The sequence below is a fragment of the Halovivax ruber XH-70 genome (genome assembly GCF_000328525.1).
GTDB classification, from domain to species: domain Archaea; phylum Halobacteriota; class Halobacteria; order Halobacteriales; family Natrialbaceae; genus Halovivax; species Halovivax ruber.
Genome location: NC_019964.1, coordinates 2,486,310 through 2,510,076, shown reverse-complemented (window position 1 = coordinate 2,510,076; position 23,767 = coordinate 2,486,310). Strand labels below are relative to the sequence as shown.

The 23,767-nt window shown below is 66.5% G+C and carries 28 protein-coding genes; 14 read left to right on the top strand and 14 right to left on the bottom strand.

The features are described from left to right. Positions 1-24: 24 nt before the first annotated feature. A complete protein-coding gene (locus tag HALRU_RS12040; RefSeq protein ID WP_015301665.1) occupies positions 25-279 on the top strand; it encodes a hypothetical protein in 255 nt (84 codons plus the stop codon). Positions 280-285: 6 nt separating this feature from the next. On the opposite strand, the gene HALRU_RS12035 is transcribed toward HALRU_RS12040, so the two are convergent. The 6 genes from HALRU_RS12035 to HALRU_RS12010 form a co-directional block, all read right to left on the bottom strand. Beyond that, complete coding sequence (locus tag HALRU_RS12035; RefSeq protein WP_015301664.1) at positions 286-1,098, bottom strand: aminoglycoside N(3)-acetyltransferase; 813 nt, start codon at positions 1,096-1,098, stop codon at positions 286-288. 116 nt (positions 1,099-1,214) lie between these two features. Next, complete coding sequence (locus HALRU_RS12030; RefSeq protein ID WP_015301663.1) at positions 1,215-2,429, bottom strand: MFS transporter; 1,215 nt, start codon at positions 2,427-2,429, stop codon at positions 1,215-1,217. A 105-nt stretch (positions 2,430-2,534) separates the two neighbouring features. Beyond that, a complete protein-coding gene (locus tag HALRU_RS12025) occupies positions 2,535-3,332 on the bottom strand; it encodes a hypothetical protein (protein ID WP_015301662.1) in 798 nt (265 codons plus the stop codon). Positions 3,333-3,338: 6 nt separating this feature from the next. Next, the gene (locus HALRU_RS12020) at positions 3,339-4,019 is read right to left on the bottom strand and encodes a LemA family protein (RefSeq protein WP_015301661.1); all 681 of its coding nucleotides are present in this window, start codon (positions 4,017-4,019) and stop codon (positions 3,339-3,341) included. A gap of 120 nt (positions 4,020-4,139) precedes the next feature. Next, positions 4,140-5,186, bottom strand: coding sequence for a Zn-dependent protease (locus tag HALRU_RS12015; RefSeq protein WP_015301660.1), 1,047 nt, complete (start codon positions 5,184-5,186; stop codon positions 4,140-4,142). A gap of 10 nt (positions 5,187-5,196) precedes the next feature. Beyond that, positions 5,197-6,606 carry a geranylgeranyl reductase family protein gene (locus HALRU_RS12010; RefSeq protein WP_015301659.1) on the bottom strand — a complete coding sequence of 470 codons (1,410 nt, stop codon included), beginning with the start codon at positions 6,604-6,606 and terminating at the stop codon, positions 5,197-5,199. A gap of 135 nt (positions 6,607-6,741) precedes the next feature. Here HALRU_RS12010 and HALRU_RS12005 point away from each other — a divergent pair, with 135 nt between their 5' ends. Continuing rightward, complete coding sequence (locus tag HALRU_RS12005; protein WP_015301658.1) at positions 6,742-7,071, top strand: 2Fe-2S iron-sulfur cluster-binding protein; 330 nt, start codon at positions 6,742-6,744, stop codon at positions 7,069-7,071. A gap of 227 nt (positions 7,072-7,298) precedes the next feature. Here the strand turns inward: HALRU_RS12005 and ftsZ are convergent, their stop codons facing one another. Both ftsZ and HALRU_RS11995 read right to left on the bottom strand, forming a co-directional pair. Beyond that, positions 7,299-8,537, bottom strand: coding sequence for a cell division protein FtsZ (gene ftsZ / locus HALRU_RS12000; protein ID WP_015301657.1), 1,239 nt, complete (start codon positions 8,535-8,537; stop codon positions 7,299-7,301). 222 nt (positions 8,538-8,759) lie between these two features. After that, positions 8,760-10,130: a D-aminoacyl-tRNA deacylase gene (locus HALRU_RS11995; protein WP_148680524.1), complete on the bottom strand. Its 1,371-nt coding sequence runs from the start codon at positions 10,128-10,130 to the stop codon at positions 8,760-8,762. 174 nt (positions 10,131-10,304) lie between these two features. Here HALRU_RS11995 and HALRU_RS11990 point away from each other — a divergent pair, with 174 nt between their 5' ends. From HALRU_RS11990 to HALRU_RS11970, 5 genes are all read left to right on the top strand, one after another. Then, on the top strand, positions 10,305-11,180 hold the full coding sequence (locus HALRU_RS11990; RefSeq protein WP_015301655.1) for a shikimate dehydrogenase: 876 nt from the start codon (positions 10,305-10,307) through the stop codon (positions 11,178-11,180). Between the two features lie 71 nt (positions 11,181-11,251). Continuing rightward, positions 11,252-12,046 (top strand): helix-hairpin-helix domain-containing protein, encoded by a 795-nt coding sequence (locus HALRU_RS11985; protein WP_015301654.1) that lies wholly within the window; start codon positions 11,252-11,254, stop codon positions 12,044-12,046. Between the two features lie 219 nt (positions 12,047-12,265). After that, positions 12,266-13,849 (top strand): aminodeoxychorismate synthase, component I, encoded by a 1,584-nt coding sequence (pabB, locus tag HALRU_RS11980; protein ID WP_015301653.1) that lies wholly within the window; start codon positions 12,266-12,268, stop codon positions 13,847-13,849. Continuing rightward, the gene (locus HALRU_RS11975; protein WP_015301652.1) at positions 13,846-14,580 is read left to right on the top strand and encodes an anthranilate synthase component II; all 735 of its coding nucleotides are present in this window, start codon (positions 13,846-13,848) and stop codon (positions 14,578-14,580) included. The genes pabB and HALRU_RS11975 overlap by 4 nt, the downstream gene beginning before the upstream one ends. Beyond that, the gene (locus HALRU_RS11970) at positions 14,577-15,557 is read left to right on the top strand and encodes an aminotransferase class IV (protein WP_015301651.1); all 981 of its coding nucleotides are present in this window, start codon (positions 14,577-14,579) and stop codon (positions 15,555-15,557) included. Before HALRU_RS11975 ends, HALRU_RS11970 begins: the two co-directional genes overlap by 4 nt. Positions 15,558-15,600: 43 nt before the next feature. On the opposite strand, the gene HALRU_RS11965 is transcribed toward HALRU_RS11970, so the two are convergent. From HALRU_RS11965 to HALRU_RS11955, 3 genes are all read right to left on the bottom strand, one after another. Continuing rightward, on the bottom strand, positions 15,601-15,975 hold the full coding sequence (locus tag HALRU_RS11965) for a DUF7344 domain-containing protein (RefSeq protein WP_015301650.1): 375 nt from the start codon (positions 15,973-15,975) through the stop codon (positions 15,601-15,603). A gap of 139 nt (positions 15,976-16,114) precedes the next feature. Further along, complete coding sequence (locus tag HALRU_RS11960) at positions 16,115-16,405, bottom strand: transcriptional regulator (RefSeq protein WP_015301649.1); 291 nt, start codon at positions 16,403-16,405, stop codon at positions 16,115-16,117. A gap of 97 nt (positions 16,406-16,502) precedes the next feature. Continuing rightward, the gene (locus tag HALRU_RS11955; RefSeq protein WP_015301648.1) at positions 16,503-17,180 is read right to left on the bottom strand and encodes a TIGR00266 family protein; all 678 of its coding nucleotides are present in this window, start codon (positions 17,178-17,180) and stop codon (positions 16,503-16,505) included. Between the two features lie 184 nt (positions 17,181-17,364). Between HALRU_RS11955 and HALRU_RS11950 the strand changes: the two genes are divergently transcribed. Next, complete coding sequence (locus HALRU_RS11950) at positions 17,365-18,021, top strand: lactate utilization protein (RefSeq protein ID WP_015301647.1); 657 nt, start codon at positions 17,365-17,367, stop codon at positions 18,019-18,021. A gap of 145 nt (positions 18,022-18,166) precedes the next feature. Here the strand turns inward: HALRU_RS11950 and HALRU_RS11945 are convergent, their stop codons facing one another. Continuing rightward, entirely contained in the window at positions 18,167-18,361 is a 195-nt protein-coding gene (locus HALRU_RS11945) for a hypothetical protein (RefSeq protein WP_015301646.1), read from the bottom strand. Positions 18,362-18,579: 218 nt separating this feature from the next. Here HALRU_RS11945 and HALRU_RS11940 point away from each other — a divergent pair, with 218 nt between their 5' ends. The 6 genes from HALRU_RS11940 (at position 18,580) to HALRU_RS11920 (ending at position 22,741) form a co-directional block, all read left to right on the top strand. After that, a complete protein-coding gene (locus HALRU_RS11940) occupies positions 18,580-19,260 on the top strand; it encodes a helix-turn-helix domain-containing protein (protein WP_015301645.1) in 681 nt (226 codons plus the stop codon). Between the two features lie 108 nt (positions 19,261-19,368). Further along, positions 19,369-19,707 carry a DUF7344 domain-containing protein gene (locus tag HALRU_RS11935; RefSeq protein WP_015301644.1) on the top strand — a complete coding sequence of 113 codons (339 nt, stop codon included), beginning with the start codon at positions 19,369-19,371 and terminating at the stop codon, positions 19,705-19,707. A 222-nt stretch (positions 19,708-19,929) separates the two neighbouring features. Next, positions 19,930-20,799: a dihydrodipicolinate synthase family protein gene (locus tag HALRU_RS11930; RefSeq protein WP_015301643.1), complete on the top strand. Its 870-nt coding sequence runs from the start codon at positions 19,930-19,932 to the stop codon at positions 20,797-20,799. Positions 20,800-20,893: 94 nt separating this feature from the next. Next, positions 20,894-22,009 carry an N-acetylmuramoyl-L-alanine amidase gene (locus HALRU_RS11925; protein ID WP_015301642.1) on the top strand — a complete coding sequence of 372 codons (1,116 nt, stop codon included), beginning with the start codon at positions 20,894-20,896 and terminating at the stop codon, positions 22,007-22,009. Between the two features lie 128 nt (positions 22,010-22,137). After that, on the top strand, positions 22,138-22,275 hold the full coding sequence (locus HALRU_RS15750; RefSeq protein WP_015301641.1) for a hypothetical protein: 138 nt from the start codon (positions 22,138-22,140) through the stop codon (positions 22,273-22,275). Continuing rightward, on the top strand, positions 22,268-22,741 hold the full coding sequence (locus tag HALRU_RS11920) for a DUF7384 family protein (protein ID WP_015301640.1): 474 nt from the start codon (positions 22,268-22,270) through the stop codon (positions 22,739-22,741). Before HALRU_RS15750 ends, HALRU_RS11920 begins: the two co-directional genes overlap by 8 nt. Before the next feature lie 36 nt (positions 22,742-22,777). Here HALRU_RS11920 and rdgB read toward each other — a convergent pair whose 3' ends face one another. Further along, the gene (gene rdgB / locus HALRU_RS11915; RefSeq protein ID WP_015301639.1) at positions 22,778-23,338 is read right to left on the bottom strand and encodes an RdgB/HAM1 family non-canonical purine NTP pyrophosphatase; all 561 of its coding nucleotides are present in this window, start codon (positions 23,336-23,338) and stop codon (positions 22,778-22,780) included. An 80-nt stretch (positions 23,339-23,418) separates the two neighbouring features. Then, on the bottom strand, positions 23,419-23,691 hold the full coding sequence (locus HALRU_RS11910) for a DUF5808 domain-containing protein (protein WP_015301638.1): 273 nt from the start codon (positions 23,689-23,691) through the stop codon (positions 23,419-23,421). Positions 23,692-23,767: the final 76 nt, after the last annotated feature.

Genomic DNA, 23,767 nt, shown 5'->3' with positions numbered 1-23,767 from the left:
TGGGCCACCGCGGAGGACACTCGGATGACATCCGTCGAGCGAACGAGCGACGGAACCGGCGACAGGACTCCGAATCGGGAGTGCTATCGGTGTGATCGGGACGTGGAACCGGCGCGGCTCTTTCGGCTCGTCTCCGAGCCGCCGGCCGCGCTGTCGCACGACTACCAGACCGCAGAACGCCTGTGCTGTCCGGGCTGTGCGGCCGCGATGAACCTCTCCGAGTTTGCCGAGCACCTGAAAGCGCGTGCTCGGCGGGGTGAACATTCGACGGACGGGTAGCGCCGGTCACCGATTCGCTTCGAACCACTCGACCGCGAAGTCGACGAGGGCCGGTTGCGAGAGTAGCGTTGCGTCACCGACGCCGACGGTCCCGGACTCGAACGCCTCCGGGTGCTCGCGTTCGAAGGCCTCTCCGCACTCGGAGAAGTCCTCGTCCGTAAAGTCGATGTCGTCCCACTCGACCCACTCACGTTCGCCGTCGACGAGGATCGCGGATTGCTGTGGCGCCGTCCCGAGATCGAGGTCGACGCGGTACTCGGCGAGGTGGAGCGAGGTGTTGGTGGCGTGGGTCGTCCCGAGGAAGCAGACGTCGCCCTCGAGCTCGTAGACCCTGGCCAGCGGGGAACTTTCGCCGAGCGAGTTCTCTAAGGCGTGATCGTCGGTCACGTATTCGGCCTCGGCACCCCACGCGGCGAAGGAGTGCTGTGGATGGTCGCTTCGCACCACGTCGGCATAGTTCCGGAAGCACTCGGCGATCGCACCCATCCCCTGCGTCGGCGTCGACTCGGGGCGGTAGGGCGGCATCGTCTCGCGGACGGTGTCGTACCACGATTCGGGCACCGGCGGATGTCCCATGTCGGCCGGGTTCATGTTCCCCGGTGAGTGCGTCGGCATCACGATCGTGCCGTCCGCGCCGACGACGCGCTGGAGGGCGTCGACGACGGCCTGCGGGCCGCCACAGACCCAGCCGAGTTCCGAGAGGGAGCCGTGGACGAGTATCGTTTGGCCCGTCTGGACACCAAGTTCCTGGAGGTCCGTCGCCATCGACTCGACGGTGATCGGCTCCGGCGAGCGATCTTTTGGGAGCGTCTCGTTCATGTCGTCGGGTTGGGGATAGGGGGCATAAGCTTGGTGAATCCGAGGAATGCCCGGTTCGACCTTCGTCGCCGAATAGCCGTCTTCGACGAGCGAAGAGCAGTCTTCCCTTCGCCCGCTCAGTTGCTGGTTCGTGCCCGCCGGAGCACCAGAAATCCCAGCCCGAGTGCGAGCGTCGCGACTCCTGTCAGGGTGAACAGACTCCGATACCCGGTCTGGGTGGCCAGTCCGGTGAAGAGGATCGGCCCGGAGGCTCGCCCCAGGCCGGTCGCGCTGTTCCGCAGGCTCATCGCACTCGCGTTCGACGCCGCGGAGACGGACCGACTGATCGCAGCGTCGACGGAGGGGAGCACGAGACCGATTCCGACACCGAACACGAACGCCAGCGCATCGATAGTGCGCAGCGAGGAAGCGACCCCGATGCCGAGGAGTCCCAGGCCGAAGCAACAAAAGCCGAGGGCGACGAGCGAGCGGTTCGCGTACCGCTGGGCGAGGTGACCGTTCGCCGCGGCGACGGCAGCCGACGCGAGCATCGCCGTGGCGATCACCGCGCCGATCGTCGCGGCCGAGGCGTCGAAGTCCCTCGCGAGGAGAAAGGGGAGCGTCGTCATGAGCGTCCCGAAGACGACCGTCTCCGCGAGGATCGTCGCCCCGTACAGCTGGATCGTGCGGCGAACGGAGAGTTCTCCGATAGCTCGTCGAATCGTCGCCCGTTCGGTCGAATCGTCCACACTCGTCGATCCGTTCGTGTCCGCCGATTCCTCGAACTCCCGCGCGACGAACAGGGCGGCGCCGACGGCGAGCAGGTAACACGCGAACGGCACTTTCCACCCGTACAGCGCGAGCGTCCCGCCGAGGACGGGATATAGGGTGCGTCCGGTCGAGAGGATCGCGACGTTGATCCCGAAGACGGTGTTACGCTGTGGGCCTTCGAAGGCGTCTGCGACGATCGTCACCGTCGTCACGAAGATGCCCGCGGCGGCCACACCCTGTCCCAGTCGCGCCCCCAGGACGAGCGTAAAGCCGCCCAGAAAGGGGATGATCGCCCCGACGACTCCGAACGAGACGAGACTGCCGAGGAGGACGGGACGACGTCCGACACGGTCCAGCAACCGCCCGATGAGCGGCGAGAGGAAGATCCCCGGCACGAAGTAGATGCTGAGCACGTAACCGGCTCGCACGTCCGACACCGCGAACGCGTCCCGCATGAGCGGCAACAGCGAACTCACGAGCGGCACGCCCAGCGGCACGACGACGGTGCTCGCGAGAACGGTCCAGAACACCCGCGACCGCCACGGCACGCCGCTTCGCTCACGACCGGTCGACGCGCTCATGTGGTGGGGTACGCGAAACCAGATCGTATAACCCGACACGGCGAGGCGTCCCGGCTGCTCCAAATTCGCTCAAGCACCCACTCGCGCCGAGTACTCCGTTCTCGGTCACCCTGCGAGGAAGACCGGAGCGATGCCTGAGACGAAGAGGAAGACGGGCAGCGAGACGGCGGCGACGACGATCCCCTTCGCGAGCGCCTTTGCAAGGCCGTACTTGCGTTCGGTGAGGATCGCTTCAGGCACCTTGTTCGAGAGGAACGGCTCCGGGGCGTCCGCTCCGGCTGCGACGCGCTTTTTGGCGTGATAATCGGCTGGTCGGTTCCCGTCCGGCGTCGCTGCCGTCGTGTCGGGTTCGACGCGCCCGTAGACGTAGATCTCGTCACCCGGTTCGATCCAGCTGAGTTCGTACGTCCGGTCGAACGTCATCCCGCGCGAGGGCAGGTTCCGATCGCGCTCGAACCTCGCGACGGGAGCGGGCGACTCCTCGAAGCTCTTGACTTCCAGTTCTCGCTGGCGATCGAGGGTGAGATCGACGTCCGCGTCGGCCACGGCATCAGCGGTCACGCGAACGGTGTCGGTCTCGTCCCGGAGTGCGAACGAGAGGTGCCGTCGTTCTTCGCAGGGCGTTCGGGTCGAACCGGCGCCCGCGTCGGAGACCGTCAGCTCGTAGGCGACGCACGGCCGTTCGACGATCGGCACGACGAGCGGTCGACGGGTCGGCTCCACCGTACCGCTGACGGCCGCCGGGCCCGTCGCGACCGAGTCGAGTTTCGACGCCGGCGTATCTGCGATCAGGACCGCCTGCCGGTAGCGTTTGAACCCGTTCAGGACGACGACGATCCCGTAGAAGATACCGAGAAACGAGAAGACGAGGACCCCCACGTAGAGGAAGGCGACGAGAATCACGACCGCTCACCCGGAGGTGTGCTCGTCGGCGTCCGACGGCGTGCCGTCTGACTCGACTGGCTGCCCGTCGGGAGTGGACTCGTCACCTGCCGTCGGCGTGGGGATCGACACGTCGAAGCGATCGCGGATGTCGACGCGCTCGTGTGCCCGATCGGACGCGCGGAACGGCTCGCGCGATTCGAGCCCGTGGCGCGACGCGGCCAGGCGTTCAGGAAACCGGGCGATCCGAACGTTGTAGGCGGCGACCGCCTCGTTGTAGTGCTCGCGGCGATTCTCGAGGCGGCGCTCGATCGAGGTGAGGCTATCGCGAATCTCGTCGAATCGGTCGGCCGACTGCAACGACGGGACCGCGTCGGCCGTCGAGAACAGTTCGGCGAGTGCCTCCCGGATCTCGATGCTCGCGTCGGCGGCCTCGGCGGGTTGCTGGGCCTCGAGGGCGCGTTCGCGCGCGTCGAGCACCTGCTGGAGCACGGCCTGCTCGTGTCCGGCGTGTTCGGCGGCGAGGTCGACCAGCGACCCGACTTCGTCGGCGCGCCGTTCGAGGAGGACTTCGACGTTCGCCCACGCCCGCTCGCAGCGCTCGTCGGCCTCGAGAACGTGTTGCTCGACGTGGCCTGCGTACCTGACGCCACTGTAGGCTACGATGAGCCCCACGAAGCCCCCGACGATCGTCGTCAACCCCACCATCGATGGCGGGATTCCTCCCCGAACGAGTTAGTAATATCGAAATTCAGCTTGACGATAGTTTTGAAACGGTCGTCTCGGCGGGTGTCGGACGACGGAGGTGCTTCGTCTCGGTCGCCGCCCCTACGACCGGGTCAGACGGGCCCGCCCACGGCCGACCCACCGCCGCACCGTCCGCTGGCCGTAGTATCCGATGCCGACGGCGCCGACGAGCATTCCCCAGGTCACCCCGGTCGACGGCGTCTCGCCGGTCAAACGCGCGTACAGTTCCAGTTCGATCAGTAAGCCGAGGATGGTGAAGGCAGCGAAACAGAGTATCAACCCCCAGACACGGGCGTACCGGTACAGGCCGTGGACTGGGCGGCGAAGGCCCGCCGGGAGCCCCGTGCCGTGATTCGCCGACTGGCCAGCGGCCGAGCGCCCTCGATCGCCGGTTGCGGACTGCTGTCGGCCGGACGCCTCACCTCCGACCGCCGTCCGGTCGTCGGTCACGACCGTCTCCGATTTCTCGTCCCGGATAGCAACCGGTTCCTCGACTCCCTTCGCAGGCCCGTCGCGGGAATCGTCCCCCGTGACCTCGCGGTATACGCGGGTGTCCCTGACGAACCAGTCGGCTGGCTTCGGACTGGTCGTGGGATCCGTGAGCCGAGCGTGACACGATTCACAGAACGTCGGCGGTGACTCGTCTAGGTCATAGAGCGTCGGCGTCTCTTCGAAGACACACCCTGCGTGCGTCGTCTCGATGCCGAAAAGATGGCCGAGTTGCTTCGTCACCTGCTTTTCGACCCGCGTTTCGAATCGATCGCCGCCGTCAGTCAGTGGATCGCTCGTAATCACGGCCGGTGACTCGCCGACGAGTGCGACCCCGAAGATTCTGGGCTGTTCGTCCAGGATGAGCGGGTCGGCAACCAGGCCGATCTCCCGATCGGCTTCGCTCGCCTCTTTCGTCGGGTCCAGTAACTCCGTGGCGGGATAGTACGTCGGCTCGTCGAACCCGGCGGGAGCCACAAGGTCTGCATAGTAGTCGACCGGCTCTATCCGCCGGACACCGGGATCGACGCCGAATCGCTCGCGAAGCGTTCGACGAGCGATCGGCACCATGTCGACCGGTTCGTCGCCGAAGACGACGAGGTCGACGGTCGGTCGCCGTGTCGGCGGGAAAATCGCCATCGACACCCACTCAATATTTTGGGTCTGCGCCGGTCGTCTCGTAGACCGACTCCATCAGGCGGTCGCGTTCTGCTTGCCAGGCGTCGAAGCCGGCGGGCGAGCTGGGGTAGTCCTCGTAGTGGGTGAGCAGTTCGTCGGCGCGCTGTTTGGTCTTGTAGAGGTTCCAGACGGTGCCGTAGTGGCCGCGGGCTTTGAGGAGGGCCTTGATCTTCAGGCCCCAGCCGAGGTTCGCGCTGCCGGAGTAGAGCGCCTCGGCGATCTGTTCGCCGGGCATGGCCGCGAGCAGGCCCATGAGTTCGTCGATGTCGACGGCGGTCGAGAGGATGTTGTAGACGTCGAGGGCGGCGTAGCGTGCGCCGAAGTGGTCCATGACGCGCTCGTTGTACCGCCAGAGGACCTCCTCGTCGATGGTTCCCTGCTCCATCGCCTCGATCGCCTGCTCGGCGGCGTAGGTGCCGGCGTAGGCGGCGCCGGCGATGCCGCCGCCGGTCGTCGGATTGACGTGGCCCGCGGCGTCGCCGACGGCGACGAATCCGGGGTGGACCGCGGAGTCGTAGGGGCGACGGGTGGGGATCGCGGCGCCGAGTTTGTCTTCGACGCGAGCGCCCTGGAACTCGGCGCGGTTCCGGAGATCGCGTTTGAGGTCGTCGACGAGGTGCATCGGCTCCTCGGTCATCTGGAAACCGAGGCCGGCGTTGATCTCGGTCTCGGTGCGCGGGAAGTACCAGAGGTAGCCCGCGGCGCGCTCGGTCGGTTTGAAGACGAGGGCGTCGGACCACTCGACGGGTTCGTCGACGTGGACGATCTCGCGGTAGGCCGAGCAGAACTGCGAGTAGGTGACGTTGGTGTCGAACGTCGAGTCGGCGAGGTCGGCTTTGTCCTGGAGGATCGACAGCGCGCCGGCGCCGTCGACGACGATCTCGGCGTCGTAGGTCCGGGGCGTCCCCTTCCGGATCGCGTCGACGCCCGTGACCGTGCCGTCGTCGGTCTGGCGGACGTCCTGCACGACGGTGTCGTAGTGGAAGGTTGCGCCGGCGTCTGCCGCGCCCTCGATGACCTTCCGGCCGTACGTCCAGCGATCGACGACGGCGAGCTCGCCGGGGACGGGGATCTCGAGGACCGTGTCTTCCTGCGGGATCTCGAACCGGCCGTGGTCGACGCCGGTGTTCGTGAACGCCGGTTCGAGCTGCGATTTGGGAATCGCGTCGGGGAAGGTGTCGGCGCCCTTCAGCGCGTCGCCGCAGGCGATGTGGCCCGCCTCTTCGGGCGACTTGCGTTCGATGATGACCACGTCGTAGCCCGCGTCCGCGATCGTCGCCGCGGCGTAACAGCCGGCCGTGCCGGCGCCCACGACCACCGCGTCCCAGCTGTCCCGCCCGAGGTCGCCCGCACCGACCCCGTCGGCCTCCTGTGTACTCATACCGATCAGTCGTGAGCGCTGGTAGAAAACGTTTTTCGTGCGACTCGGCGGGGTGATTCGGGTAATCGACTGAAACGCCACTCGAACGTCCACGACAAGCGAAGTATTTTGACGGCGTCCTTCGTAGCCGCCCGTATGACCGAGTACACCGTCGAGTTCGTGGGGACGGGCGAGACCATCACCTGTTCGGACAAAGAGACGATCTTGAGCCGCTGTCTCGAGGAGGGAATCGCTCAGGAGTACTCCTGTCGCGTCGGGATGTGTCTGGCCTGCACGGCCGAGATCGTCGAGGGCGAGGTCACCCAGCCCGCCGCACGCGGGTTCACCGAGGAAGAGGCCGAGCACTATGCCCTGACCTGTATGGCACGGCCGCAGTCAGACCTCAAACTGGAACGGGGCAAGTACCCGCCGAGCATCGAGGGCGACGCGACGAGCGCGGCCGGCGAGGCGTTCGGCGACGATTAGACCCGGTTCTGCCGCCTCAGATCGTCGTCCGTGCTGGCGCTCCGTTCTATCGTCACCCTCTGCTACCCAGTTCGCCGTCATTTCTTCGCCTAGTCGGTCGTCGTTTTCTTACCCAGCCCCGCCGGTAGCTCACATCTAGCGGTCGCAGACAAGCGAACAACATCGAACGGAGCGGAGACGAGAACCGTCAGGAGACGACGCAGATAGCGTATGGATCGTCGAACGAGTTAGCCGACGAAGTCGATATCGTCGTCATCTTCGGCGTCGACGCCAGGCTGACCGCCGGCGTTCTGCCCGCCGGGGGCGCCCTGCCCGCCTGCCGGTGGCTGGCCGCCGGCCTGTCCGCCCACGCCCTGAGGCTGGACGGCCTCGCCCTCCGGGCGACCGTAGATCTGGGGCGACTGGACGCCGGTGACGACGATCATGGTTCGCATGCTGCCCTCCAGGGTCTCGTCGATCGAGGTGCCCCAGATGATGCGGGCGTCGGGGTCGATGCGGTCGTAGATCTCCTCGACGACGCCTTCGGCTTCCTCGATGGACATGTCGTTCCCGCCGGTGACGTTGACCAGCGCGGAACTCGCACCGGAGATGTCGACGTCGAGCAGCGGCGAGCGGAGGGCGGTCTTGACGGAGTCTTCGGCTTTCGCTTCGGAGTCGGACTCCCCGAGGCCGATCATCGCGACGCCACCTTTCTCCATGACGGTGCGGACGTCGGCGAAGTCCAGGTTGACGAGACCGGGCTTGGTGATGAGTTCCGTGATGCCCTTCACGGAGCGCATCAGGACTTCGTCACTCACCTTGAACGCCTGGCGGACGGGGAGCTTACCGACGGAGTCCAGCAGGCGGTCGTTCGGCACGACGATGACGGTGTCGGAGACGTCGCGGAGACGCTCGAGGCCAGCCTCGGCGTTCGTCCGGCGAACTTCTCCTTCCGCGGTAAAGGGCGTCGTGACGATGGAGATCGTCAGGGCGCCGGATTCGCGGGCGGCCTTCGCGACGACCGGCGCGGAGCCGGTACCCGTCCCGCCACCCAGTCCGGCGGTGACGAAGACCATGTCGGAGCCCTCGATCGCGTCGTAGATGTCCTCCTGGCTCTCCAGGGCGGCTTCCTCGCCGACCTGCGGGAGCGATCCGGCGCCGCGGCCGGAGGTCTTCTGCTCGCCCATGAGGATCTTTGTGTCGGCCTCGATCTCGACCAAGTGCTGGACGTCCGTGTTCGCGGCGACCAGTTTCGCGCCGTGGATCCCCTCTTCGTCCATCCGGTCGACCGTGTTGCCACCGGCCCCGCCACAGCCGACGACCGTGATGTCCGTCTGGAGGTCCTGCAGGACGTCCTTTAGCTCCTCGTCGGTCATCGTCCCCGACGCGTTCGACGACTGGGCGGGCTCGTCCGAGACGGGGTCGGCCCGCGCCTCGGGGTCACCCGATTCGGCCTCGTCGATGGCGTCTTCGACAATTGAATCCATTCTTGAAACGCCATTACGACCCCACCGTTATGATCGTTTCCCCACAACGTCATGCGGACGTCAGACATCTGCCCATATCGAACCGGCAGCTGATTTTACGGTGGTCTCGGCAGACAGTTCCGGCAGTTTCGCGATGAGGCTACCGTCCGGATGACGGTCTCCGTCGGTTGGCAACGGCGATCGCCCGATCGGCGACAGTGACCGACGGTCGGCCGATGGCGCTCAACAGGGGAACTGCGTCGTTCTGCGTTCGTGAACCTCCTCGGGCTCGATCTGGCGACCGTCGACGGTCACGGCCTCGCCCGACGCCAGTTCGCCGAACAGCGGTCCGTCGGGGACGCCGAGGTCGCGTGCCAGCGACGGGTCGAAGGCGGTCTCGACGACTTCGACGCCCGCGTCGGTGACCGAGACGCGTTCGAATTCGGGCCGGATGACGTCGGCCAGCGCGTCGACGAGGGACCGAGGGAGTCCGCGAGCGGTTCGGTCGGCGTCGGTGTCAGTTGGAATCGCAGCCCGGCCTCCGAGTCGGCTGCCGCCGTTCGACGTTTCGACCGCGACTGCGTGGGCCGTGACGGCGTCCCACGTTCGCTCCGGATCGACACCCTCCGCCGTCGTGACGAGGTCGGTCGGCAGGGAGACGACTTCGAACGCCTCGGTCTCCCGATCGCCGAACCGAACGCCGTCTGCGATCGGACCCAGCGCGGTTTCGACCGCGTCGACGAGCGACAGCGGCCGGTCGTCGACCTCGCGCACCCAGGCTTCGCGTTCGACACGATGGCCGAGTTCCTCGATCACGCTCCGGAGGTCGGGTTTGGTCCCCTCGACGACGGCGACGTCGGCGTCGGTCGCCGCGAACGCACGCCGGACCACGGTTTCGACCGCGTCCCGATCGTCGAGTTCGTCCAGGCCCCAGTCGGCTGCAATGTGGCCGACGGCCCACGGCGTCTCGCGGACGATGCGCTCGAATCGCGGGACGTAGTGGCCGCCCCCGAAGCCGACGACCTGGCGCGGGCGACCGGTCTCGGGATCGGTCCGGTGTGCTGGGACCCCTCGCAACTCGAGGATGGCACGTGCCACGGCTTCGGCGCCCTCAGGGTCGTCCCACTGCTCGTCGTCGCTGCCCAGTTCGGCGAAGAGCGAGGGACAGCCGACGGCGGTGGGCCCGTGGTGGGTACACTCCATCCCGACCTCGTAGCGATCCGGCGCGTACCGATCGTAAGCGGCGAGCAGCTCGGCGAGGGCGTTCGGTGCGGCGTCGGCGAACGCGTTCGGTTCGCCGCCGAACTCCGCGGGACCGACGTTACCCGTGAAGTGGGCCGTCAGGAGCGGTCCCGTCTCGCCGGAGTGGCGCGAGGCGAAGACGAGGAGGTCGGGTTCCTCGCTGAACGCCGCGGCCGGGTCGACGAGATCGAGGTGGAGCGCCTCGAACGAGCGCAGTTCGAACCCGTCCGTTCGATAGTACGTCCCGCCACCGTCGGCGTCGGGACGCGTCTCGTCCTCGCGAGCGTTCCACGCGACGAGGTCTCGCAGCTGGTCGCAGATGTGCACCGACGCACGGTCCGCGCGGCTCTCGACGATCGCGATCACGGACACAGATGAGGCCGCACCCGTCGAATACTCGTCGGTTCTCGGTTCGGTGGCGAGCGTCGCTTCAACTCGAGGGGACCGTCGAGTCGTCCCGGTTCCCCCTTCTACGTCTCCCGTCCTCCGCGGATCCGATGCGGACCACACCGACCCCATTAACTGCGGCCCGTGCCCACTCGACGTATGGACGTCTACGGCCTGCTGGGCAACCCCGTCGGCCACTCGCTCTCGCCACCGATGCACGAGGCGGCGTACGAGGCCCGCGGGATGGACGCGACCTACGTCACGTTCGAACCCGACCGCGACGCGCTCGGCGACGCGATTCGGGGCGCTAGCTCCCTCGGCATCGCGGGACTGAACGTCACGATTCCGTTCAAGGAGGGGGCGATCGACCACGTCGAGCCGGACGATCTGGCGGCCCGTATCGGGGCTGTCAACACGATCGCGTTCCCCGAGGGCGGCTCGGCGGGAGCCGACGACCGAGACGCGGTCACCCGGCCGACCGGACACAACACCGACGCAGCCGGCGCCGTTCGGGCGCTTCGGGAGCGAGGGTTCGCCGATCGTGACGACTCGCTCGACGGTGCGACGGCGGTCGTCGTGGGAGCGGGCGGGGCCGGTCGGGCGATCGCCTTCGGGCTGGCGGAGGCGGGCGCCACCGTTCGCGTCGCGAATCGGACCGTCGAGCGGGCGACGGCGCTCGCGAGCGAGGTGCCCGACGCGTCGGGTCACGGCCTCGACGACCTCCCAACGCTCCTCGCCGACGCGACGGTCCTCGTCAACGCCACCAGCGTCGGGATGGAATCGGACGAGTCGATCGTCCCGAGCGAGGCGCTCCACGAGGACCTCGTCGTGATGGACGCGGTCTACCGGCCGCGCGAGACGCGGTTGCTTCGCGATGCGGCTGCCACCGGAGCGACCGCCGTCGACGGTACCTGGATGCTCCTCTATCAGGGGGCGGCGGCGTTCGAACGCTGGACCGGTCGCGACGCGCCGGTCGCGGCGATGGGGCGGGTACTGCGGTCCAGTTTCGAGGCAAACACCGATCAGGAACGGTGATTGGTCGAGAGGGACACCGGCCGCTGCCGTAATCGAACGATTTTAGCGGGCGAACCGTTTATCGAATCGATATGGCACTCCTGGAGAAGCTAAAATCCCTGCTGGGTGTGGGGGGAAGCGGGTCGAAGCGTCGCGACCGCGATGGTGGCGTCACGGTCGACACTGACTCGACCGACTCGACGGCACGATCCGGACGCGAGGCACCGCCACCGATGAGCAGCCGCGATCGTGACGAACCGACCGATACGGGCGCCGACGACCGTACTGTCGTCGACGCTACCGAAGACGCCGAACCCACGGGCGACGATATCGCTGATACGTCCGACGACGAAGCGGAGTCGGCTGCTGACGACCTCGATACTGCATCGGACGCCGAAGACGACGCTGCGCCCGAGGCGGATGACACGCCGTCCGCCGACGAGGCCGACACTGACGCCGAGACGGACGAGACCGAATCGATCGCCGCAACGATCGAGGAGGCAGAGCCGGACTCGGCAGACGACTCCTCGGACGAATTGAATGCGGTCGCCGCGGGAACGGACGCCAGCGGGTCGACCGGCTCGATCTCGCGCGAACCCCCTGAAGACGGGGCCGCCGAACCTGCCGAGGCCGTTGGCCCTGCCGATACCGACGCGACGCCGACGACCGAGAAGACGACCGATTCGACACCTGAACCGACCGAGGTCGAGAGCGAACCGGTCACCGAGATCAAGGGAATCGGTCCGGCCTACGGTGAGCGCCTCGCCACCGCCGGCGTCGATTCGACGCTGGCGCTCGCCGAGAGCGACGCCGACGAACTGGCCGCGGAGACCGACATCGCCGCCTCGCGCATCGAGGAGTGGATCGATCGCGCGAACGATCGCTAACCTGTCCGATCGAGCCATTTCTGTCCGATCGAGGCGCATTCTCCGCACGCTTTCACCACTTTTTCTCCTCCCCGACCACTGGGGTCGAATCGCTCGCTCCGCCGACCACGGCACCTGCCGATGTTGCGGGACGAACCAGGGGAATCGGCGCCACTGTCGTATCCGTCCACGCCAACCGCTACCGTAAGAGGATTGACCCCCGTCTGTGTCTGTCGGCGTATGACCGAGCCGCACGTGGTGACGACCCTCGACGATGTCCGGGCGGCCGCCGAACGTGCCCCGCCAGGGTCGCGAATTCCCGTCGAGGTGCGGCTCACCGTCGACGATCCGTTCGATGCCTACCGCCGTGCCCGTCGGGGGCCCGGCGGTGCATTTCTCGAGACGACCGGCGGACAGCCCGGCTGGGGCTACTTCGGCGTCGATCCCGTCGAGCGTCTGACTGTCTCCGAACCGGCCGAATCGATCGAGACGGCGGCGCCGTCACCGACGCTCGCCGCCCTCGAGGGGGTGCTCGCGACCCAGTCGATCACACGACCCCCCGACGAGGACGACACGCGGGTTCCCTACCCGTGCGGGGCGATCGGCTGGCTCTCCTACGACGTCGCCCGCGAACTCGAGACGGTGCCCGAATCGGCGGTCGACGATCGCACACTCCCCCGTCTCGAACTCGCCGTCTTCGACCGCCTCGCCGCGTGGGAGGGCCCCGTCGACGGCCCGACGACGCTGCGGATTTCGGCGTGCCCTCGTCTCGACCCAGAAAGTGGTGACGGCGTCGAAGCGGCCGACTCTTCGGCGTCGCTCTTCGAACGCGGCCGCGATCGAGCGCTCGCCCTCGCAACCGCGATTCTCGAGGGTGAACCGTCGACCGGCCCACCACCGGTGGACGCGACCGACGCGACGTTCGAGAGCGAGTGTGGCCGCGCGTCGTTCGCCGATCGTGTCCGGGGGGTCAAACAGCGCATTCGGGCCGGTGAGACGTTTCAGACGAACATCTCCCAGCGACTGGCGGCACCCGCCGCTGTCCACCCCGTCGCCGCCTACGATGCGGTTCGCCGGGTGAATCCGGCGCCGTACTCCGGCCTGCTGGAGTACCGGTCGGCCGACCTCGTCAGTGCGAGTCCGGAACTCCTGCTCGAACGCGACGGTGACCTCGTCCGGACCGAGCCGATCGCCGGTACGCGGCCGCGTGGCGAAACCGAAGCCGAAGACGAGGCGCTGGCTGCCGAACTCGGCGACGACGAGAAGGAACGCGCCGAGCACGCTATGCTGGTCGATCTCGAGCGCAACGATCTCGGCAAGGTCTGTGAATACGGCTCGGTCGAGGTCGCCGAGTACCGCCGGATCGACCGCTACGCCGAGGTGATGCACCTCGTCTCCGACGTTCGCGGCCGCCTCCGCGAGGACGCGACGCTCGCCGACGCCATCGCCGCGACGTTCCCCGGTGGGACGATCACCGGTGCGCCGAAACCCCGGACGATGGCACTCATCGACGAGTTCGAGGCCACACGCCGCGGCCCCTACACCGGGAGTATGGGCATCTTCGGCTTCGACGGCCGGGCGACAGTCAATATCGTCATCCGGACGCTCGTCCGCCAGGCCGAAACCTACCACCTCCGCGTCGGTGCCGGTATCGTCCACGACTCGGTCCCCGAACACGAGTACGACGAGACGCTCGACAAAGCACGCGCGCTCGTGACGGCGCTCGACGACGCCCTGGGGGACCGTGCCGCGCTCGCCGTCGAGACGGGTGCGACCGGTGCCGACATCGACGATGCAACATCCGATGGGGGTGATCGGGCGTGATCGACGGCGATGGCGGTGGGTCGAGCGAGGGGCCGACCATCCTCGTGATCGACAACTACGACTCGTTCGTCTACAACCTGGTCCAGTACGTCGGGAGCGTGGCGGGGTCGGTACTCGTTCGCCGGAACGACGACATAGACGTCGACGACGTGCGTCGGCTCGACCCGGACGGGATCGTGATCTCGCCCGGACCCGGAACGCCCGCCGACGCGGGAATTTCGATCCCGCTGTTCGCGGAGACCGGATACCCGATTCTGGGCGTCTGCCTGGGCCACCAGGCACTGTGTGCGGCCCACGGGGCCGACGTCCGCCAGGCACCCGACGTCGTCCACGGCAAACCGTCCGTCGTCACGCACGACGGCGAGGGCATCTTCTCGGGGCTCCCCGAACGGGTGCAGGTCGGCCGCTACCACTCGCTCGCCGTCCCGCGAACCGAGATTCCGGACTCGCTCGTCGAGACCGCCCAGACAGTCGACGACCGCGAGGTCGTGATGGCCGTTCGCCACCGACAGCGCCCGCACGTCGGCGTCCAGTTCCATCCCGAGAGTCTCTTGACCCGCACGGTCGAGGGATCGTCGAGCGTTCGCCGCGACGAATCGTCGACGGGCGAACCCGGCGACACCGCCACCGAGACTGATCGGACGACCGGCATCTCGCTCGCCATCGGCAGGCGACTCGTCGAGAACTTCTGTGAGCTTGCCGCACGCAAGCGCCGGAGGGGAGACTCGTGACTGCCCCCGACAACGCGGAGTCGTTGCTGTACCACGTCGACGGCGAGCTCGTGCCCGCCGAGGAGGCGACGGTCAGCGTCGACGATCGCGGCTTTCGCTACGGCGACGCGGCCTTCGAGACGGTGCGGGCGTATGGCGGCTCGATCTTCGAGTGGGACGCCCACGCCGATCGGTTAGCCCGAACCTGCGAGACGCTCGGGATAGCGCACGGATTCGATCGCGAGGACCTGCGAGCGCGCATCGACGAGACGCTCGCCGCGAACGAACTGGCCGATGCGTACGTCCGGCTCTCGATCACGCGGGGCGTCCAGCCCGGCACGGTGACGCCCCAGCGGCCGGTCGACCCGACCGTCGTCATCTGGGTGAAGCCACTCCCGCGTGGCGGCGTCGACGGACAGCCGGTCTGGGCGGAGCCGGCGGTCGTCCGGACGGTCGAGACCCGACGGATACCCGACGCCGCCCTCCCGTCGGCGGCGAAGACGCACAACTACGCGAACGGGATCCTCGCCCGACTAGAACTGCGCGGCACCGACGCCGACGAGGCGCTCATGCTCGATGGTCGGGGGCACGTGACCGAGGGCGCGACGAGCAACGTCTTCCTCGTCGACGACGGCGAACTCGTGACGCCGTCGACCGACGGTCCCGTCTTGCCGGGGATCACCCGCCGCGTCGTCCTCGAACTGGCCGCCGAGCTGGAGATCCCGGCGGCCACTCGTTCGGTCGAACTGCAAGACGTCGCGACGGCCGACGAGGTGTTCCTGACGAACTCGACGTGGGAACTCAGACCGGTCTGCCGGTTCGACGGGGAAGCAGTCGGTCAGAATCGAGGGGCCGGTGACGAGCGATCGGCGCTCGACGATGTGGCTGGGTCCTGGCCCGCTGGCTGGTCAGACACAGTCGAGGAACCGAGTCGCTGGCCGCTGACCGCGCGACTACAACGGGCGTTCGACGAGCGCGTCGACGCACGCTATTACTGAGTGAGCGACTGCGGTTGGCGTGCGTTCGTCCGGGAGGAGTGCGTTAGTTCGTGGGGGAATCGACCGCGTCGGTAGCGAACCTGGGGTGAACGAGATCGCGTTCCTGATCGTACGCGAGGAGGTTGGCGTCGACGAGTCGCGGGAGATGGTCGTGGTAGATCGAGATGTAGGTCTCGGTAACGGTCTCGGGTTGGATCTCGGGGAGTGGGCGGCCACACTCCCGGACGGCGACCTCGTCGGCGACGTCGGGGAGCGTCATCGTCTCGCCCTGCTCGCCGACGACCCGGAGGACGTGTCGCCGGCGTTCGTTCGTGAGGATGTCGAGCGCGCTCGTCAGCGGGGCTGCCGGTGCGTCCGCTGGGAGGGCGTCGAGGACGGAGAGCGTCAGATCGGTTGTGTCGGGTGCAGGGGTCGTCATGGATCGTCGGGGCCCCGACAGGGTCGTCACTCGGCGTCGAATCCATCGAAAGCCGCCGGTGTCGGGGGTTCGTCAGTGTGGACTCCGCGGACACTGAAAGGCGTATCGGATACGAATCCAGCGTCACTCCGTTGATCTGTCACCGGATGGTGACAGTCGGTTCCCGGATCCCCTCGTGTTTGCACGAGGGGCAGCGAGACGGGCGATTGAGGAGGTCGTCGAAGTCGTCGAAGCCGCACTCGCGACACTCGGGTGGTGCGACGAGCAACTCCTCGTCGTCGTGTTGGAGGCTGTGTGCGAGATGTTCGAGATGTGTGAGAACGGTCGACGGTGAGAGGGAGAACTCGCGACCGAGCTCCGCGGGCGTGCCGGGTTCCTCGCGCAGTCGATCGGCCAGTCGGCGACGCGTCGTCGCAGCGGTCTCGACCATACCGACCCAACGATGTGATCCCGTTTATCCGTTTCTCCGCACTCCGGTCGTTTCACTTCCCACAGCCCCAGCGAGGTGTCGTCGATCGGTCGACTGATCAACTGTCGCTGGTCTGGATTCTGGGTGCGAGTATGCCGACGAAACTATCGATGTCTCGGGTCTGGTACCAGACGCTCCCCGGACCGGTGAAGTCGAAGACGAGTCCTTCCCCGCTCAGCAGCGTCGATTTCAGCCCGCCGACGCGCCGAGTATCGAACTCGACGCTGTCGTCCCAGGCGATCAGGTGCTCGTTGTCCAGCGTGTAGGACTCGCCAGGGTCCAGATCGAGACGTTCGAGCCCGCCATAGGCGTCGATGAAGGCGGTGCCGGTTCCCTTGAGAGCTAGCGGCGTGAGGCTCGCCCCGCCGAGCATCGACTTGAGCCCGCCGAATTCCGAGTCGATGTCGATACCTGGCGACGACGCCAGAAACGCGCCGTCAGTAGTGTACAGCGTCTCGTCCTGCAATTCGTGTTCCTTGACGTCGCCCGGTGTTGGCGGTGCCAGACGCACCTCGCCGGGACCACCTTCCGCAGTGAACTCGTTGACGACCAGTGACTCCCCGCCAAGCATCGACTTCGCGGAGCTGAGCAACCCATCACGGCTGCTGGCCGTCGAAATCTCGACGTTCGGGGAGTGCCCGACCATCGCGCCGGGTTCCGCGAGGATCGTTTCGCCAGCTGCGAGTTCGACGACGAGGTGGGTGAACGACGGTTGGTGGGTGAATGTCGTTTCCATAGAGACGTATTGTTCCTCCAGCAGAGAAATTAGACACACCGACTATCAACTTGGGTGTTCTCTCGAAATCCTCGTCGGTTCCGCGTCGGTCTCACGGAGTAACACTGGTATCACCTCCCGACACCGGTGTCAGCGAGCACTTTTGGGTGATCTCACACTATCTGTGAGCGTCGACTCACGCACCATGTCACAGCAGAAATCTGATTACGTCTCCCAGACCGATATCGACGAGTCGCTCGACGAACTCCCCGCCGCGGACGCCATCGACGAGGCCGTCTCGAATCTCGAGGACCACGGCTTCGACGTCGTGGTCGTCGACTCGGCCGACGAGGCGCTCACGGCGGTCCAGTCACAGATTCCCGCCGGGGCGTCCGTGATGAACGGCCACTCGACGACGCTCGAAGAGATCGGGTTCGTCGAGTACCTGAGCGAGGGTGACCACGAGTGGGAGAGCCTTCCGGACCAGGTCTGGAGCATCGACGACGACGAGGAGCGCCAGGCGGCCCGGCGCGAGTCGCAGACGGCCGACTACTTCCTCGGTAGCGTCAACGCCATCGCCCAGACCGGCGAACTCGTCGCGGCCGACCGATCGGGGAGCCGTATCGGCGCGTACCCCTTCGCCGCCGGAAACGTCGTCATCGTCAGCGGCGTGAACAAGATCGTGCCGACGCTCTCTGACGCGCTCGACCGGCTCGAATCCGTCGCCTACCCGCTGGAGAACGAGCGGGCCAACGAGGCCTACGGCGTCGACTCGGCCATCGCCAAACAGCTCATCTTCCGTCAGGAACTAGAGGAGGGCCGCACCACGGTCGTCCTCGTCCGCGACCAGTTCGGCTACTGAGGGCCGATTCCTCCCGTCCGAACGCCGTTTCTGAGCCAGTTTTCTCGGTCGGGCCGTCCGTAGTGCCAGAATCGAATCTGCCCTGACGGCGCAGTCGCGCTGTTCGTGGACGGAAGGGTGGTAGGTGCCCTGGACGCGACTCGAGTTACTCGTCGTCGAACTCCTTCGCCAGTTCGACGATCTGAACCTCCCAGTTGTGGGTCGAACCGCGGGTTTCGAACTCCCACGCGCTGCGGACGTCTACGTTCGCTCCGATTGCCGTTTCGACGGCTGCGGCGAGAACGGTCTCGAACTCTCCGGGGCTCGTAATCGAGACGTCCGTGAGTGGATTTCGTGTCATGGAGTGGGCCGTCTGACCACGACTCGAAGAGTGGCGCTAGTCACGATCTCGTCGCCTTTGACGAGACCGATATCCGCGCAGGGCGTTCGGTCCAGTTCGTGCAAGGCGCGCCGCCCGCAAAGGGCTACCCTAACCATGGTGGACCATGCACTTGCTTGCAGGTTGGTATACCATGCAGGTCCTTTTTACACGGATCGGACCCAGACACAGGGAAGGGAATGGCCGTCATCGCTCACCTCCGGATACCCGCCGACGCGTTCGAACTGGGACGCATTCTCAGGCTGGACCCCGGTGCAACCGTCGAACTCGAAACCATGGTGCCGCTCGGGGAGAAGGCAGTACCGTTCTTCTCGGTCAGTGACGAGGCCCGCGAGTCTTTCGAAAAGAACGTCCGTGACCACTCGGCCGTGGATCGAATCGTCGAAGTGAGCCGGCACAAGAACGAACGGCTGTATTCACTCGACTGGGACGTCACCACGGACGACTTCTTTCTTGGAATCGCCGAGATCGGTGGGCAGCTACTCAGTGCGACCGGCACTACGAGCACCTGGGAGTTCGAAATTCGCTTCCAGACTCACGAACGCCTCAGCGACTTCCAGGAGTACTGCGCGGACGCGAGTATCTCCCTCGAAGTCGGTCGAATCTACAACCCCGTTCGCCCGGGAACCGGCATGTGGTATGGGCTGACGACCGCCCAGCGAGAGACGCTAATCCGGGCGGTCGAAGAGGGCTACTATTCGATTCCACGGCAGGTGTCCACACAGGATATGGGCGACGCGCTGGGTATCTCCGATCAGGCCGTTACCGAACGACTGCGTCGGGGAATCGAGACGCTCGTGACGAATTCACTCATCGCGATGGAAGCCGAGGAGTCTGAAGCGTTCCAGCGGGTTAGTTGACGTCTGTTCTTTGTGGCTCTCCAGTCTGTATCCACCGAGTGGTGGGATGGGTTAACGGCCTCGTGTGCCATGCACCGTCCGTAATTGTGTGGCTATACACTCGACACTATGGGCAACGGGACTTCTGTCGATCAGGTTATGGAGGCGCTGCAAAACGGCCACCGACGGCGAGTGCTGACCGCGATACAGGAGGATGCCCCACTCTCCGTCGCGGACGCAACGCGCAGTGTCGCCGGCGATTCGGACTGTGGTGAGGGACGGGCCGCTTCCGTGAGGGTAATGCTTCACCACGCGCATCTGCCGAAACTCGAGGCGATGGACTACATCTGCTGGGACCGGGAGGACGGGACGATCAGTGAAGGCCCCGCGTGGAACGAGATCGCTCCCTTCGTCCAGCAGGGAGACGGAATCGCGTCGGAACCTCCTGTCGATTTGCTTGGAGAGTAGCGATTCCACAGACCGAGTCGGAGCCGATTCCGCCGCACGGGTCGGAACCGTCCGATGAACGAGTCGGGACTATTTCCCCGACCGAGTCGTGTCCGTTGCGCCAACGCAGTTGGGCATGGTGATCGGCCCAAACGCGCACGGACGGGAACTCACGATCGGGCTGCATCGTCCGAAGATCGCCCCGAGCCCGACACTTTTCTCGGTCGCCGTTCAGTAGCCGCTATGCAGGGTACTGGCGTTCCCATCGTCACGCCGTTCGCCGCCGACGGCAGCGTCGATCACGACCGGCTCGCGTCGCTCGTCACCTGGCTGGAAGCAGACGGCGTCGACTTTCTCGTCCCGTGTGGCTCCACCGGCGAAGCGCCGTTACTCACGTCCGGCGAGCGCCAGACGGTCGTCGAGACCGTCGCCGACGCGGCCGACGGGCCCGTCCTCGCCGGGACTGGTCGCGAGGGGTTCGAATCCACCCTCGCGACGACGGAGGCGGCGGCCGACGCGGGGGCCGACGCCGCGCTGGTCGTCACGCCGTCGTACTACGGCCAGGGCCAGGCGGCACTCGAGACCTACTATCGCGACCTCGCCGACGAGAGTCCGATCCCGATCTACCTCTACAGCGTGCCCAAATTCACCGATTGCGTGCTCGCTCCCGAGACGGTCGCCAGACTGGCCAGCCACGAGACGATCGCCGGGATCAAGGACTCCTCGGGGAACGTCGACCGGCTCCAGCGCACCGTTGGGCTGACCGCCGATGCGGACTTCGCGGTGCTCGTGGGCAGCGGCGGCGTCTACGCCTCGGCGCTCGACGTGGGCGCCGACGGCGGTATTCTGGGGGTCGCGAATCTCGTTCCGGAACTGGTGGCGAATCTGGCAGCCGCCCACGCTCGCGGGGACGGCGACACTGCCCGATCGATCCAGGCGACGATCGCCGGACTCAACGAATGCGCCGTGAGTGAGTTCGGCGTGGCGGGCGTGAAGGCCGCGCTCGAACTCCGTGGTCGGCCTGCGGGGACGCCGCGTTCCCCGCTCCGCCCGCTCGATGCGGACGGGCGGGCAGCTATCGAAGAACAACTGGAGCGTGTCGACGCACTGTGATCGTCGGCGAACGCATTCGCTCGTCGACGCGCCACTCGTTGTGGTGAACGGAGCTAGTAATTTATTACTTCCGTTGGAAATCACTGTTGATGCGATGGATCGACGAACCTTCCTCAAGACGAGTGGGCTCTCGGCGGGCATCGGCGGCGCGTTCGGCGCCGGCTCGATGACCGCGGGAGCGTCGCACCGACAGACGAACACAGCGGACCGGTTCCTCGCTGCGGATTCGAGCAACTACTCGGCGGCGAATCGAGGCACGGCGGAGATCGACTGGATCGTCGTCCACTGCACGGTCGGCTCGTACACGAGTGCCATCGACTGGTTCCGTGACCCGAGCGCGAACGTCTCGGCACACTACGTGATCAGCAACTACGAGCACACCGCCTACGATCCAGGGCACGTCACACAGATGGTCCACCACGAGGATATGGCGTGGCACGCGAGCGGGACGAACTCCTCCTCGATCGGGATCGAACACGAGTGGCACTCGGACTACGGCGGGTACTTCACGGAGGAGTGTTACCAGGCGTCGGCGGCCGTCGTCCGCGAACTGGCAGATCAGTACGACATCCCGCTCGAGTACTACGAGTACGGCAGCGCCCGCTGTAATCAGGCCGGCGGCATCATCGGTCACCGCCACGCACCGCAGGACGCTTACTGCAACGACCTGCCGTCGAAGTCCTGTCCTGGGCCGGACTGGGACCCCGACACCTTCATGGACTACGTCCGCAACGGCGACGGCGGTGGTGGCGGAGGCGGCGGTGATGGCGCGTTCGAGATGGAAGATGGTGCGATGACGACGACGGATCTCAACGGACGATCCGGACCGGGGCTCGACTACGACGTCGTCGAGACCCTTCCGGAGGGCTCTGTCGGCCGGATCATGAACGGACCAGAGACGGCCGACGGCATCACCTGGTGGGGCCTGCACTTCTCGAAACAGGACGCCTGGGTCTGGTGTTCCGGGAACTACCTCGCCGAAGTCGCGTTCTTCATGGACGAGTCGGTCGTCACCACGGCCTCCTCGCTCAACGCACGCGACGGCCCCGGCCTCGGGTACGACGTCGTCGAGACGCTTCCACAGGGGACCACCGCGACGGTCGTCAACGGACCCACCGACGCCGACGGCATCCGCTGGTGGGGATTGCACGTTCCTGACTACGGGATCTGGGCCTGGTGTTCCGGAAACTACCTCGCTTCGAACGAGTGAGCTGCTGGCCACCACCAACCCTCGCGGCGCGACCACTACCAATCCTGGCGGCGCGACCATCTGGGCCCGACTGGCACCCCACAATCCGGACGCACACGCTTTTTTCGTCGCGGACCGAAGTCCGCCCGATGACGACCTGGGCCGACCTGTTCGAACGAGCTGCGACGGTAGCCGCCGATCGCGAGACGATCCGGGAGACGCTCGACCGACAGCGATCCGATGCGTCCGCATCGGCGGCCGACGGTACGGAGGAAACCGATGGCTGATCGACCGAATCCAGCACGCGTCGTCGCGGATGCGGACGTCCTCGCGGCCGACCTGCTCGTCGGCGCCGATGCACGCGAGGCGCTCGACTGCGTCCGGCGCCACTCCTGGGTCGAACTCGTCGCGAGCGACCACCTGCTTGATGCGACGGAGGCGCTCGTCACGATCATCGCCGACGCCGAACTCGCGGCCGATCACCGCGACCGACTCGCCGCCGAGCGCGTCAGCGTCGAGCACCCGGCCGAGGACCACCCGGCGCTGGCGTCGGCGTACGCCGGCGAGGCTGCCCATCTCCTCTCCGACGACGAACGGCTCACCTCGGCGACCGCCGGACTCACGATCAAGCCCCGCGTCGACGTGAGCATCCGACCGCCGGACGCCTTTGCGACGCTCTTCGATCCCGAGAGTCTCTACGAACACGTCGAAGGCGGCACGTATCCCGGACCCGATCGCGACCCGCGGGCGTAAGCGGGTACCGACTCAGTCGTCGTCCGCGATACCGACTCACTCGTCCTCGGCGAGCCACTCGGCAAACGTGGCGAACGCACGACCGCGATGTGAGATGGCGTTTTTCTCCGTCGCACCCATCTCGGCCATCGTCGCCCCGTTGTACGCGAAGATCGGATCGTAGCCGAAGCCGCCCTCGCCGCGCGGGGCGACGATGGTGCCCGCGACGGTGCCGGTGAACGTCTCGACGTCGGGGTCGGCTGGATCGCCGTCGACGTGGGCGATCACGGACTCGAACCGGGCGCGTCGATTTTCCTCGTCGGCGGCGAGGTTCCAGACCCGCTCGATGCCGAGCGTGTCCTCGACGTACGCGGAGTAGGGCCCCGGAAACCCGCCGAGGGCCTCGATCGCGAGTCCGGAGTCCTCGACGAAGAGCGGCTCCGTCCCGTCGAGTTCGCGGTAGGCCTCGACGGCACCCCGGCTCGCGATCGTCTCGAGGTCGTCGGCCTGAACCTCCGCGTAGTCGTAGGCGACCTGTTCGACGTCGGTGATCCCGTCGAAGTACGCCCGCGCCTCGCGGACCTTTCCCTCGTTGCCGGTGACGAATCGCAGGCTCATGGTCGAGAGCCAACGCCGAACGGAAATAGTCGCGTCGATCGATCGAGCGCTGCGTCGGCCGGGGAGCAATTTGTGAACGATTACTCGTCGTCGACGAGCACTTCGACCGGTTCGCTCTCCTCGGTTTCGTCGCTTCCATCCGTACTCTCCTTCCACAGCAGGAGGGCAGCGACACCGACGATGACCCACGAGCGCCAGTTCGCGAGGTTGAGCGTGTAGCCGACGCCGAACGGTTTCTCGACCAGCATGCTCTTGCCGGGCTGCCAGTACGACGAGAGCATTCGACCGATGCTCGGCCGCTCGAAGTTGTACGGCACTCCCAGGATCTCTCCGGACGTTGGTTTGTCTGCCATACCGACGGATACGACGCGAAGGCCCAAGAATATTGCGTGAGCGTCCGCGTGCTGTGAAACCGATGCGACAGACCTA